Below are 12374 nucleotides of genomic sequence, written 5' to 3'. Positions count from 1 at the left end.
AGTTAAGTGCAATTATTAGCTGAATGGTCAGTCTGATCATATCACTAGGATTAATCTAAAAAACTTGTTTCGCGTCAGAAAAATAAAAACAGATCCAAATATTACTGATAAATAAACCTATAACTCTAAATATATAAATATTTACAGAGTATAATTTTGGTTTATTTCAATAAGAAAGAGTGACACTCTGTTATCGGTAACAAAAAATCGGTTTATTTGATAAGAAATTCGTCATGGAGAGTAAAAAGTGAGCAAAAATAGGGCTGACCAATAGAATTTAAAGGAATAACAGAATGGAAATAGCGATTCAAAAAATAGAATCCCGCGTGAGAGTACTGAAGAAATAAAACGTTCGTAGACGATAAAAATCGAAAGCTGAAACGAGAAAAGCAAAAAGAGGGGAGATGTTATTTTGATGAAGGTGTTGGAGTTTAATAGACTTAATTAAAAAAATTAAATAAGCGCAGAAATAGTGAGGGTAAAGCTCCCTCTTCACCATTTAAATGAGTAATGAAGAGGGAGGCTTAATCTTACTGATTAATCACACTGGACTTTGATAGCTAAGCCACCACGAGATGTTTCGCGGTATTTGGCATTCATATCTTTACCCGTTTCGTACATGGTTTCGATAACTTTATCGAGAGAAACGCGAGGCTCGCTGGTTCTACGTAAAGCCATGCGTGCGGCATTGATAGCTTTAACAGAGGCGATTGCGTTACGTTCAATACAAGGTACTTGAACTTGTCCGGCAACAGGGTCACAGGTTAAACCTAAGTTGTGTTCCATACCAATTTCAGCTGCAATGCAGACTTGCTCTGGGCTTGCGCCAAATAATTCTGCTAAACCTGCCGCCGCCATTGAGCAGGCAACACCAACTTCGCCTTGGCAACCCACTTCTGCGCCAGAGATAGACGCATTCATTTTATACAGAATACCAACGGCGCCGGACGCTAAGAAATAGCGCAAGTAAAGTTCTGGTGTAACGGGTTCAACGCAATGGTTGTAGTAGGCCAAAACAGCCGGAACGATACCACAAGCACCGTTAGTTGGCGCTGTAACAACACGACCACCCGCTGCGTTTTCTTCGTTAACGGCCAATGCATACATGTTGATTAAATCAACCACGTTCATCGGGTCATTAGACAGTTTACTTGCAGAGGTCACTAAGCGGTTCAGTGCCGGTGCACGACGAGGAACGCGCAATGGACCTGGAAGGACCCCTTCAGTGTTCAGACCGCGTTCAATACAGGCTTGCATGGTTTTCCATACATCCGCAAAGTAAGCGTCAATTTCTTCACGAGGGTGCAAATCCAGCTCATTTTTCATCATCAGGCTAGAAATCGATAAGCCGGATTCTTTACATTTTAGGAGTAATTCACTCGCGGAATTAAACGGATAAGAGACAGGTTTACTGTCTGAAGAGGTTTGACCAAAATGTTCTTCATCGACAATGAAACCACCGCCGATGGAATAATAAGTTTTAGTGTAAATTTCCTTATCGCCAGCGAAGGCGTGGATAGTCATACCGTTTTCATGTAACGGTAAGTTATCTTGACGGAAATTCATGCCACCCTCACGTGGGAAATCAACAGTATGAGTGCCATTGGCTAATAGCAGCTTTTCTGTTTCTTCCACATTCTTGATAAAGGATGGAATTGATTCAATGTCAACGGTAGCAGGGAGGTTACCTGCTAAACCCATAATAATGGCGATATCGGTATGGTGACCTTTACCTGTTAGGGATAAAGAGCCATAAACGTCTACTGCGACACGGGTGACGGATGGCAATAATTGCTTATTGACCAAATCATCGACAAATTCTTTCCCAGCTTTCATCGGACCAACGGTATGAGAGCTTGAAGGGCCAATGCCCACTTTAAACATGTCGAAAACGCTTATCACGCAGGACTCCTTAAACAAAAGATGAAGATATAGTGATTTATTTTAAAGGGCGCTACTTTACTGTTATTTCGTAGTGTTAACCAGTAAGTTTAAAGTATTTTTTGAAATAAGGTAGTTACATAAGGTGGATTGGTTATAAATAGCACTAATTGTATTTTGGATAGTGAAAAAATGATTGAATAAAAGGATTGTTGACTATGAAGGCTAATCCAGTTGTAGGGCAAGCTGGTGCAGGATGGATGCAGTGAGGCCCCAGACTAAGTGATTGTTATACCAGTAGAAAAAGACCCGTTTTTCGCGGCCAGAGCGATTGATATCCACATATTTATGTTTTTGCAGGGATAATGCATCAAACAGGGGAATTTCAAAAATAGAGGAAACTTCGTTAGGATTCGCCTGATAGCGAATATTATCGGGTACAAGACCCACAATTGGGGTGACTTGATAACCCCCAATACTGGAAATAGGTGCAAGCTGCCCTAAGACCTGTACTTTCTCTGGTGGAATGGCGACTTCTTCGTAGGCTTCTCGTAATGCGGTCGCAATTAAGTTTGAATCTTCAGGATCGCGTGAACCGCCTGGAAATGCCACTTGACCGGCATGAGAACGTAATAGTGGTGACCGTTGCGTGAGCAATAATGTCGGATTGGATTTATTAATAATTGGCAATAGCACTGCGGCCGCTTTACCCGCCGATGTGGCGGGTTGGCGAGAAAGCGGGAGTGTAAATTGAAAACGGTTAATAAAGCTATTTAGCTCAGTCATCGCTATCGAGTTTTCCTAGTTTTGGCAAAATCAGGCGTAATTTGTCAAAGGTTTCTTGGTACTCTTTATCTGCTTGGCTATCAGCAACAATACCGCCACCAGCCCAGCAATAAATCTGTTTTTTATCAGTTATCAGTGTACGGATTGTGATATTCGTATCCATATTGCCACAGAAACTAATATAGCCGATTGCGCCACAATATCCATGTCGACGATTGGGCTCTAATTCTTCAATAATCTGCATTGCACGAATTTTAGGTGCGCCCGTAATGGAACCACCGGGGAAGCAGGCACGCAGTAAATCAGTGGCTTGGTATTGGCTGTCTAATGTGGCGGTGATGGTGCTAACGAGGTGATGAACAGCGGGAAAAGGCTCCACTTTGAAAAGCTCAGGAACGCGTACGGTACCCGGCTTGGCAACACGTCCAATGTCATTACGCAGCAAATCCACAATCATCAAGTTTTCAGCACGATCTTTTGGCGAATTGGCTAATTTTTCTGCTTGGAGTTGGTCTTCCTCGGGTGAGTCTAAGCGAGGGAGTGTGCCTTTGATCGGGCGAGTTTGAATTTCACCTTTATCTAATAAAATAAAGCGTTCAGGAGAAACACTGATAACCGCATTATCGGGTAAGCGAATAAACGAGGAGAATGGGGCGCGGTTGCTTTCGTTCAGTGTTAAAAATGCATCCCACTCATTGCCCTTATATTTGGCTTTAAAGCGCTGAGCTAGGTTGATTTGGTAGCAATCCCCCTCACGTAAATATTGATGGATACGGGCAATATTTTCATGGTATTGCGCTTCGGTCATGTTGGCATGCCATGGGGACGTCAGTGAGAAGGCACTTTTACGAGAGGCTTTTTGAGCCTGTAACCAAGTGAGTCGTTGCTCGACATCTTGATGGCTGAATAAGGTCACACGCTGTTCATGATGGTCAACAATAAGAGCCCATAAATAGATGCCCACCGCCATATCGGGAAATTGCAGTTCTGTCGTGGCAAGTTCAGGAAGTTTTTCGATACGGCGACCTAAGTCATAGCTCCAAATTCCCATTGCGCCACCTTGGAACGGCAGAGTTTCATCAGTAAATTTGGCGGCTTGATATTGATCCATATATTGCTGTAAAAGGGCAAAGGGATCTTTTTCTGAAAACTGAGCCGGCTGATTTTGCGCTTGAATTTCCGTTTGCAAACCGCGGGTTAATAGGGTGACTGCTGGATCAGCGACAATCATATCGTAACGGTTATGAGAGTGTTCAGCTTGACCAGAATGAAGCAGTATGGCCCATGGTTGGTGCGATAACGATGCAAAATAATCTAATGCCACATTGGGGCTGTAAGGGAGTTGTATTTTATTAATAGCCATATCAATCAATTAAAATCAGGTTCCACAAGTGAATAATGCCAGATTACCATATAATCTTACCTTATTAAGGCAAGAGCTGTTAAAATTTGCTGAAAATCTTAACGTATTAAATAAGTCTGCAATTTAAAGAGGTTGATTATGTTTTCAGGTATGCCAGCACTTTCCCACGCAGAGCAACAAGAAGCGGTTGAACGTATTCACCAACTGATGGCAGAAGGCATGAGCAGCGGAGAAGCGATTGCGCTGGTTGCTCAAGAAATCAGGGAAAACCATCAAGGTAAAGAGCAAATTGTTGCTCGATTCGATGACGAAAATTAATAATTAATAAACATCCTATTAACATTTAAAAATATTTCTGATAAATTCATATCAGTTAAGTCATTTTGCTCATAGGTTTTATTTTTACAACTACACTAAATAGACAACGTCTGCCTATACGCGCGTTGTTAATGATGCTGCAGTTTTGGTGAGTACAATGGATCTCAATTTCATCTACATTTCGTAGATGCCGGAGGACGGTATGAATGTTAATAAAAAAATAGCAATGGTTTTAGGCAGTTGTGCGCTTGTATTAAGTTCGTTTGCATTCAGTGCTAACAAGGAAGAAGGTAAAGCTGCTGCATTTGTGAGCTGTGGCAATCTTACTGAGCCACAAATTGCGGCGCAGGTTAAAAATGATTTTATGAATAACCGGTTACCACGCTGGGCAGATGAAAAAGCGGCCGTGGGTAAAAAAGCGGTTGCATGGATCAACGACAGTGAAGTGACGAAAACGGAAGATGGCTACTCGCTGCCTTTAGTGGTCAGAGGGTCGAAATCCGATCTGCATTATCGTGTCGCTGTGGATTGTAAAAACAATACTATCACCTATAACACCAGCAAATAATCTGTGGGTTTATAGAATGAAAAAGGAGAGTCTAACTCTCCTGAGGTTGATGACAAAGAGGGATAAAACGTGGTTGTTCCCTCTTTGTGTTATCAGGCGAAAATCAATACATTGATTTTCCTTGTTAATTTTACAACCCAAAAGAGCCATTTCCAAAACTATAGGTTTGAAAATGGTCAAAGGAGAATTACATTCTCCTTTTTTTGTGCCTAAAATTTCATTCCTAGCGATTTCTTGGCTCGTAAGGCATTCGAGCGAAATTCATTGATAATTGGCGATAGTGAACCAGTCTTTCACGAAAATAATCTCGCAAATGTTCTGGCTGTTCACGTTCGATGGCTTCAGGAATAATGGGAATATTATAACGTTCCTTGAAAGCAACACCGGAAGCTAGAAGGTCAACGTTAATTTTGTCCATCTCTTCTTTTGGGAGGGTGGCAAGATTATGGCTCATTTCAAATCCTAACGGTTAACTACATCAGCATGAATTGTAGCAATTGAAGTTCAAAAAATCTTGATGAAATAGTGAGATGGCTAGCGAATAAAATTAAATTCAAACATGATAATAGTAAGCAATTAGGATTATTACGATGAATAAAAGCTAATGCGACTGATTCGTGTTATTTTTACAAAAAGTTATTGTTAATCAATAAATTAATTTTTATGGGAAGAATGTTTTCTGAATGCATTTATTATGTTACTGTGGGATATAACTTCATAAAATCATCATCATTAAGGTAAAGATATGTTAAAAGCTGACATGATTGAAGCGTTAAATAAACAACTGAATCTTGAGTTTTTCTCCGCTAATCTGTATTTGCAAATGAGTGCTTGGTGTAGTGATAAAGGTTTTGAAGGTGCAGCTGCATTTTTGAAAGCTCACTCACAAGAAGAAATGGAGCACATGCAGCGTTTATTTAATTACCTTAGCGATACAGGGGCATTACCACGTTTAGGCGCGATTGCTGCACCACCAGAAGATTTTAATTCTATCGCTGATGTGTTCAATAAAACGTACGAGCATGAGCAATTAATTACTTCAGAAATCAATAAACTTGCGCATTTAGCCATGACCACCCAAGATTACTCAACATTCAACTTCCTGCAATGGTATGTTGCAGAGCAGCATGAAGAAGAGAAACTGTTCAAATCTGTACTGGATAAACTGGGCATGGTGGGTGAGTCTGGTAAATCATTATTCCTGTTGGATAAAGATCTGAAAGGTTTAGCGGCAGCTGCGCACGTTTAATTATTCTTTTCAATAACTCGATTTTCGGGTTACTTATCAAGCGCCAATTCAGAGATGAATGGCGCTTGTTTTATTTTTGCGAGTGAGTTTTATTCGCATTTTGTGCCAAGCCTCACAAGCTGAATGATAAAATCTGATTTTATCGCTGCGTAGCATATTATTTTCCGTATAATGATTGGCAATATATCTAAATTCACCTGCAAATTAAGAGGTTACTATGCCAATCAACCAAATAAAATCTTCTTGGCGTAAATTAAGCGCGGTCGCTGTACTGTTCTTAGGTATGTCATTCCAACAAGCATTTGCTCATGCGCATCTTAAAGATCAATTACCTGCTGAGGGCGCGGCATTAGAGCAGGCACCAGAAGCTATCACATTAAACTTTTCTGAAGGTATTGAAGTTAACTTTACTAAAGTCAATGTAACGGATGAGAACAAGCAAATAATCAAGACGGGTAAAGCCGCGTTAGATCCTAGCAATAACACCAAAGTTATTATTCCTGTTGAAAGCAAATTAGCCGCAGGTAAGTACGATGTTCAATGGAGCGTTGTCTCTGTTGATGGGCATAAAACCAAAGGGAACTATAGCTTCACTGTGAAATAATATGTCACTGGAAGCATTTTATACCTTAACGCGATTTGCTCATTTTATCGCCGCAATGTTGATGTGTGGAATGTCGATGTTTGCGGTGATAGTTTCCCATGGGCAATTTCGCGTACTACTCCAAGATGCACTGAAAAAAAGCATTATATTTAGCGCAGTTATTACTATCATCACCACATTTTGCTGGATGATTGCACAATCTGGTTTGATGGGCGATGGCTGGGAAGATGCGTTGAATATGGATATTTGGCAAGGTGTACTTGGCACTACCTTTGGTCAAATCTGGCGTTGGGAAATCCTCAGTGCTGTCGGTTTATTTGCCGTTCTGTTTATACGCCCGATCACCTTAAAACTTTATCTCATTCTTGGTTTCTCCGTCATTATTCTGGGTCTGCATGCCTTTATTGGTCATGCGGCGATGCATGAAGGGTGGCTGGGAATTGCTCATCAAACTAATCAATTCATTCATTTAATTAGTTGTGCGTATTGGTTTGGGGGCTTGTGGCCTTTCCTTATTTGTATTCAATTTTTACGTAGTAAAGAACAGTTAAAAGCAGGGCTAGAAACGCAAATTGTTGTATCAATGAAGCGTTACTCGCAATTAGGGCATATTGCTGTGATTTGTGTACTAATAACGGGAATTATTAATAGCCTGATTTTATTGCCGGGCTGGCCATTCACCTCAACACTATCCGAATACCAATCTTGGCTATGGCTAAAAATTGCGTTAGTTGGGTTGATGGTGCTATTGGCATTAACGAATCGTTATTGGGTGGTACCACGTCTTCAACAGCAAGGGCAGATTAATTATTTGATAATAAATAGTTGGGCTGAATTGCTGCTTGGTACGATTGCCATCCTTGCGGTGGCTATTTTTGCTACCTATCAACCTGTATAATGGTGCATATCTTTGTATAACCCCGTTTGACAAGGTCATTTTCAATGAAATTCAAATTCATAATTTGTGCGTTAGTACTGGGTGGAACATTCAGTACGGCGATAGCTGCGCCATTGGCGAGTGTCAGTAAAAAACAGTTTGGCGACGATTGGCCGCTAAAGCGTGAAGAAGTGATATTAGAGTGTCGAGCGAATGGCGCATTGGTGGTCATCAACCCATCTACGTTAATGCAGCATCCATTGAATGATATTGCAACGGCGCAAATGGAAAAGAAAGAGATCCAAGCACAACCGATTGATGTGCTATTAGCGCCTATCGAAACCACTAAATCAGTTGAAGAGCGAGTATTACCGCTGAAGCAAGCCGCCGAGAAACTGTGTGAGAGCAAATAGGATGTAGTTAGCCTTTAGCTAGAAATATCAAGGAGATGGCAATTGAAAGGTTTTGCTGATTGCTTAGATAGGTTTAACTTATCATGCAAATAGCTCAATCTTAGAAAATTAAGCAATAAATTGTGTTAAAAATATGTAAATTAATTGCTAATTTAAGTGGTAAGAACGTAAGCTGAACGCTAGTATTAGGGAGTACTTTGTTACGTCTCAATGGCAATTTTAGCGCACGGCTCTGCCAGAGCCATTTCCCAAGGCCCGGTAATCGGAATCTACCAGGCCTCTTTTTTTTGTGTTATTTCCCATCTAACCGTTCTATTGAATACCACCATCTTCATCAAGCAATTCTCATTAGCCAATGATGATTTTCTTTATCATAACGCTGGCGATAGAGCAGAACCGGTTTTTCATCCAGTGTCGCAGGGATACTCGTGTGTTCATCCCAACCATCCAATTGCATACAAAACTCAGAATCGGAATCGCAAGGAATACTCACAGTATCACTACGCTTATCAGCCATGACTGCATCATTGATTTCATAGGAAGAGATTTTCAATTTAACTATGCTCATAACGTTTCCTCTTTACTCTTTATTTTTACAATAAAAAATCAGTCCAACGAAATTAAGTATAGTATAAATGGAATTCATTTCCAAAATATATTTTTAGCGATGGGAGATAAAAAAGGCGTCATGCTGTGAAACATGACGCCTTGTGAGGGATTATTTTTTGGGAATAGGGGTTCCCCAGTCTAACCAGTCCGCAGGTGGCTCTAATTTCAGAATGAAATGCTGATCAGGCTTAGCTTTAGGTGCCAGTGGCACTGTTGGCGGGGTTGCCAGCGAAATTCCACCACGAACAAACTGCTTGAATGTACCGCTTTTCACTACGCCGCCTGTTAAACCAAAGGCGAGATTGTAACCGGAAGATAACCAGAACTGGGTATTATCGCGGATCAGATATTGGTATTCTTTACCTATGCGTGTTGCAACATAAACGCGATCGGAAAGCTCTCCCAAATAAAGCCCCGTTACGGTTCCGATTTCTAATCCTCTAAATAGAATTGGCGTTCCCACCTGGATAGAACCCGCTTCACTGGCATCAAGAATAATGGTTAAACCATCGAGATAACGGGAGTCTGTAATGTTGGCAGTTTGCAATTCAAATTGGAAACGGCTCTTATTACTGCGCCCTGGCTCTGCACTGATATAAGGTTGGATCAGCGTATCGAGGTTGTTAACCCCCGATGGCGAAAGTTCAGGGGTCACAATGGCGAAACGGCTGCCAATTTTGGTGAAGTTTTCCACATATTCAGGATATAGAATCGCTTTTGCTTTCACTTCACGGTTATCCGCAGATAGTTTCAGCGATTCGATTTGTCCGATGTTAATACCTAAATAACGAATAGGCATGCCTTCCGACAGCTTAGACGCATCAAAGGTTGTCAACGTCACCGCACTACCAATCGCTTTTGCAGCCGTTTCTGATGGATAAAGTGTATGTTGACGTGAAGTATCTAATGAGCCAGTTTGAATATTGTCAAAGCTAATTGCACCACTAAAAGCACGGCTGAGCGGGGAAGCTTGAACCGTTAAACCTCCAGCATTTAACTGAACTTTAGCGCCACCTTCAGCCCAGAATACGCTTTGTGGGGTCAATAAGTTACGATATTGACCTGAGATATACACATTCACTGCAAAGCCGTCATTGTTTGGTTTAATTGACACAATTTTACCGACTTCAAATTGACGATATAACACCACTGAGCCTTGTTGGATGTCGGGAAGGGTATTGGTGTTTAGCGTAATGGTGGTCGGTAGTGCGGAACCTAAAATACCCGCTTTGGCATTTTCATCGGTACGATATAACGGGAATGACTCTGGTAATGTATCTTTCCCTTTTCCTGGAATGATATGTAAGCCACCTTCCAGCCATTCTTGAGGTGTCGCGCCTTGAAATTGCAGTCCACTCATACCTAACTGCACATCGACACGACTATTGGCGACGAATTTACTGTCCTGTTTAACCAAATGTTTAAATTCATTAAACACGGCAATTTGGAACTGAACATTGTCATCCGTTAAGTGACGTTGTAACACTTCGCCGATTTTTATTCCGCGGTAAATAACAGGTTGTCCTACATTCACCCCAAAGGTATCCAATGCGGTGAGGGTAAGTTGCAAGTCTATATTGCCTTGCTGATCAAGCGGTTTGACATCTTCTTTACTCGGCTGCAATTCATATTGTTGCCCTGTTTGCGCTGGCAGGCTGTTTTCTGGGGAATCAAATGCGATTGCGCCATTGATCACAGCCGAAAGGCTTTCCATTTTGATACTGGCACCAGTATTTAGGTCAAATCCACCCTCAATACCAGAGATATTCCAAAATTGGCTATCCGAGCGTACGAGATTCACGTAGCGTTTTTTAATAATAACCGCGATGGATACACCTTTATTTTCAGGTAATAAGGAATAATCAGAAATATAACCGACCGGAACTTTACGGTAATAAACAGGAGAGTTTTCGTTTAATGCGCCTAAATCTTTCGCGGTAAGGTAAATGAGTAATTCACCTTCGTTTAAGTTTCTTTGAGGTGGCGTATCAAGCGCCACAAATTGTGATTTTGGCGAGCCAGTGCTTGGCTGCATACCAATATAGTTCCCACCTACCAGAGCATCTAAGCCTGATACACCGGCTAAAGAGGCCTTAGGTGTCACCAACCAAAAACGCGTTCCTGAAGTGAGTGCAGTGCGCATGTCTTTATTCACATTGGCAGTGACAATTACGCTTTTCATATCGCTACTAATAGAAACGGTTTGCACCATGCCAACATCCACACCTTGGTAGCGAATTGGCGTTCGACCTGCAACAACGCCAGAGGCAGACGAAAATTGAATGGTAATTTGCGTGCCACGTTCCACCCATTGTTGGAATAGCAGCCAGCCTGCGATTATGATCGCGATGATGGGAAGCAGCCAAAAGGGCGAAATTGACGTCCTTTTACGGCTGATAGCCTCCGAAACTTCATCCGAAGCTTCACTTTGATGGTTTTGATTTTCCATAAGAATCCCATATTAATCGACTGTCTAACCACTCAACAGCAAGGATAGTTAAAATAACAGCGGTACCAAAATATAAAGCCGCAGGCCCCATAGTAAATGACATTAGCATATCGCGATTAACTAAGGTCATCATCAAGGCGATGACGAATAAATCTAACATCGACCAGCGCCCAATCCATGAAACGAATTTCAGTAATTTCATCCGTAACACGGGGTCTGTATGGCTTTTAAATTGAATTGAAAATAGTAACAGTATCATGATGATAATCTTCACGAAGGGCACCAAAATACTGGCAATAAAAACAATAATGGCAATCGGCCAGTTTCCTGAGTCAATTAAGGAAACGACCCCAGAATAAATTGTGTCTTCTAGACGTCGACCATTTAAATAAAACGTCGAAATGGGCAATAGGTTAGCAGGGATTAGCAGCACCATGGCGGCAATCAGTGCGGCCCATGTTTTTTGTAAGCTCAAGGGTTCACGATGGTGAAGTGGGCGGTGGCAGCGCTGACATTTGCCTTTCTTATTGGGTTCGCCAGTAAAATGGCAAGCTAGGCAGGTTTCTGCATGAGGAGCATCTGTATTTTCTTCTAAAGGATAAAGCCGTCGCCACAGTTCATCGAGATTAATGTGGATTAAAATAATAATACTAATCACAGACATAGTACTAAACGCAATCAACCCATGCCCGACGTAAACCGTCGCGTAATCTTGCATTTTAATCGCGGCGATACCCAAACCGACAAGATAGACATCCAGCATGACCCACTCTTTGAGATGCTTCATCATCAGTAAAATGGGGCGCATGTTGATGGCCAGATAACGTGCTAATACCAAAGATAAAATCGAAATAGGCAAAAGTAGCGGTGCAGCTATCGCACAAAAAGCCACAATGCTGGCGGTAAAAGGGTCACCTTGCTCGCTAATTAAGCGGACGCCATCAAGCACGTTAGCATTGATTTGGGTGCCAAATAGATGAATAGAAATCAATGGCTGCCAAAAAGCGATGGGCGCAAGAAGCAATAAAGTGATAGATAATAGTGCAAGACGACGGAGTGACCATGAACGCCCATCATTTAATTGACTAGAACATCTTGGGCAAACAATGACTTGCCGCGGTTGAAAAGGCGGAGTCACTATTTTTTGGTTACAATGGCAACAACGTTGCAAATTCATGGCAGTATGATTAATGTGGGTCATATATATTGATTGTATGAATTAATTTGCTTGTAATCTAGTGTAAAAAAATTTACGTA

Annotated in this window: 13 protein-coding genes; 6 read left to right on the top strand and 7 right to left on the bottom strand. The window is 41.5% G+C overall.

The window, feature by feature from the left end; genetic code table 11:
* Nucleotides 1–537 precede the first annotated feature (537 nt).
* From ACIH2S_RS10480 to pabB, 3 genes are all read right to left on the bottom strand, one after another.
* Entirely contained in the window at nt 538–1902 is a 1365-nt protein-coding gene (locus tag ACIH2S_RS10480) for an L-serine ammonia-lyase (protein ID WP_036953382.1), read from the bottom strand.
* 204 nt (nt 1903–2106) lie between these two features.
* Complete coding sequence (locus ACIH2S_RS10475) at nt 2107–2667, bottom strand: CoA pyrophosphatase (protein WP_108478052.1); 561 nt, start codon at nt 2665–2667, stop codon at nt 2107–2109.
* Nucleotides 2660–4030: an aminodeoxychorismate synthase component 1 gene (pabB, locus tag ACIH2S_RS10470; RefSeq protein ID WP_349487845.1), complete on the bottom strand. Its 1371-nt coding sequence runs from the start codon at nt 4028–4030 to the stop codon at nt 2660–2662. The genes ACIH2S_RS10475 and pabB overlap by 8 nt, the downstream gene beginning before the upstream one ends.
* Before the next feature lie 138 nt (nt 4031–4168).
* Here pabB and ACIH2S_RS10465 point away from each other — a divergent pair, with 138 nt between their 5' ends.
* On the top strand, nt 4169–4348 hold the full coding sequence (locus ACIH2S_RS10465; protein WP_036954826.1) for a YoaH family protein: 180 nt from the start codon (nt 4169–4171) through the stop codon (nt 4346–4348).
* 202 nt (nt 4349–4550) lie between these two features.
* Nucleotides 4551–4916 (top strand): protein YebF, encoded by a 366-nt coding sequence (yebF, locus tag ACIH2S_RS10460; RefSeq protein WP_036954829.1) that lies wholly within the window; start codon nt 4551–4553, stop codon nt 4914–4916.
* Nucleotides 4917–5139: 223 nt separating this feature from the next.
* Here yebF and ACIH2S_RS10455 read toward each other — a convergent pair whose 3' ends face one another.
* A complete protein-coding gene (locus tag ACIH2S_RS10455; RefSeq protein ID WP_154599213.1) occupies nt 5140–5370 on the bottom strand; it encodes a DNA polymerase III subunit theta in 231 nt (76 codons plus the stop codon).
* A gap of 291 nt (nt 5371–5661) precedes the next feature.
* On the opposite strand from ACIH2S_RS10455, the gene ftnA reads away from it, so the two are divergent.
* From ftnA to ACIH2S_RS10435, 4 genes are all read left to right on the top strand, one after another.
* On the top strand, nt 5662–6165 hold the full coding sequence (gene ftnA / locus ACIH2S_RS10450) for a non-heme ferritin (protein ID WP_036954837.1): 504 nt from the start codon (nt 5662–5664) through the stop codon (nt 6163–6165).
* Nucleotides 6166–6382: 217 nt separating this feature from the next.
* Nucleotides 6383–6769 (top strand): copper homeostasis periplasmic binding protein CopC, encoded by a 387-nt coding sequence (gene copC, locus ACIH2S_RS10445; RefSeq protein WP_036954840.1) that lies wholly within the window; start codon nt 6383–6385, stop codon nt 6767–6769.
* Between the two features lies 1 nt (nt 6770).
* Complete coding sequence (gene copD / locus ACIH2S_RS10440; RefSeq protein WP_036954843.1) at nt 6771–7667, top strand: copper homeostasis membrane protein CopD; 897 nt, start codon at nt 6771–6773, stop codon at nt 7665–7667.
* Nucleotides 7668–7711: 44 nt separating this feature from the next.
* Nucleotides 7712–8059, top strand: a complete 348-nt coding sequence (locus ACIH2S_RS10435) for a DUF2511 domain-containing protein (protein ID WP_430247389.1) — start codon at nt 7712–7714, stop codon at nt 8057–8059.
* A gap of 334 nt (nt 8060–8393) precedes the next feature.
* Here ACIH2S_RS10435 and ACIH2S_RS10430 read toward each other — a convergent pair whose 3' ends face one another.
* The 3 genes from ACIH2S_RS10430 to yebS form a co-directional block, all read right to left on the bottom strand.
* Entirely contained in the window at nt 8394–8627 is a 234-nt protein-coding gene (locus ACIH2S_RS10430; RefSeq protein WP_036954855.1) for a DUF1480 family protein, read from the bottom strand.
* A gap of 150 nt (nt 8628–8777) precedes the next feature.
* Nucleotides 8778–11117, bottom strand: a complete 2340-nt coding sequence (locus ACIH2S_RS10425; RefSeq protein WP_108478056.1) for an MlaD family protein — start codon at nt 11115–11117, stop codon at nt 8778–8780.
* On the bottom strand, nt 11092–12318 hold the full coding sequence (yebS, locus tag ACIH2S_RS10420) for a membrane integrity lipid transport subunit YebS (protein WP_108478057.1): 1227 nt from the start codon (nt 12316–12318) through the stop codon (nt 11092–11094). Before yebS ends, ACIH2S_RS10425 begins: the two co-directional genes overlap by 26 nt.
* Between the last annotated feature and the right edge of the window lie 56 nt (nt 12319–12374).

Source organism: Providencia lanzhouensis (genome assembly GCF_050469745.1).
GTDB lineage: Bacteria > Pseudomonadota > Gammaproteobacteria > Enterobacterales > Enterobacteriaceae > Providencia > Providencia lanzhouensis.
Note: the sequence above shows the minus strand (reverse complement) of the source record. Positions and strands in the feature narration are given on the sequence as shown.

Coding starts and splice junctions, on each gene's coding strand:
- ACIH2S_RS10475 (WP_108478052.1), bottom strand. CDS start 2,667: ATGACTGAGCTAAATAGCTTTATTAACCGTTTTCAATTTACACTCCCG.
- pabB (WP_349487845.1), bottom strand. CDS start 4,030: ATGGCTATTAATAAAATACAACTCCCTTACAGCCCCAATGTGGCATTA.
- ACIH2S_RS10465 (WP_036954826.1), top strand. CDS start 4,169: ATGTTTTCAGGTATGCCAGCACTTTCCCACGCAGAGCAACAAGAAGCG.
- yebF (WP_036954829.1), top strand. CDS start 4,551: ATGAATGTTAATAAAAAAATAGCAATGGTTTTAGGCAGTTGTGCGCTT.
- ACIH2S_RS10455 (WP_154599213.1), bottom strand. CDS start 5,370: ATGAGCCATAATCTTGCCACCCTCCCAAAAGAAGAGATGGACAAAATT.
- ftnA (WP_036954837.1), top strand. CDS start 5,662: ATGTTAAAAGCTGACATGATTGAAGCGTTAAATAAACAACTGAATCTT.
- copC (WP_036954840.1), top strand. CDS start 6,383: ATGCCAATCAACCAAATAAAATCTTCTTGGCGTAAATTAAGCGCGGTC.
- copD (WP_036954843.1), top strand. CDS start 6,771: ATGTCACTGGAAGCATTTTATACCTTAACGCGATTTGCTCATTTTATC.
- ACIH2S_RS10435 (WP_430247389.1), top strand. CDS start 7,712: ATGAAATTCAAATTCATAATTTGTGCGTTAGTACTGGGTGGAACATTC.
- ACIH2S_RS10430 (WP_036954855.1), bottom strand. CDS start 8,627: ATGAGCATAGTTAAATTGAAAATCTCTTCCTATGAAATCAATGATGCA.
- ACIH2S_RS10425 (WP_108478056.1), bottom strand. CDS start 11,117: ATGGAAAATCAAAACCATCAAAGTGAAGCTTCGGATGAAGTTTCGGAG.
- yebS (WP_108478057.1), bottom strand. CDS start 12,318: ATGACCCACATTAATCATACTGCCATGAATTTGCAACGTTGTTGCCAT.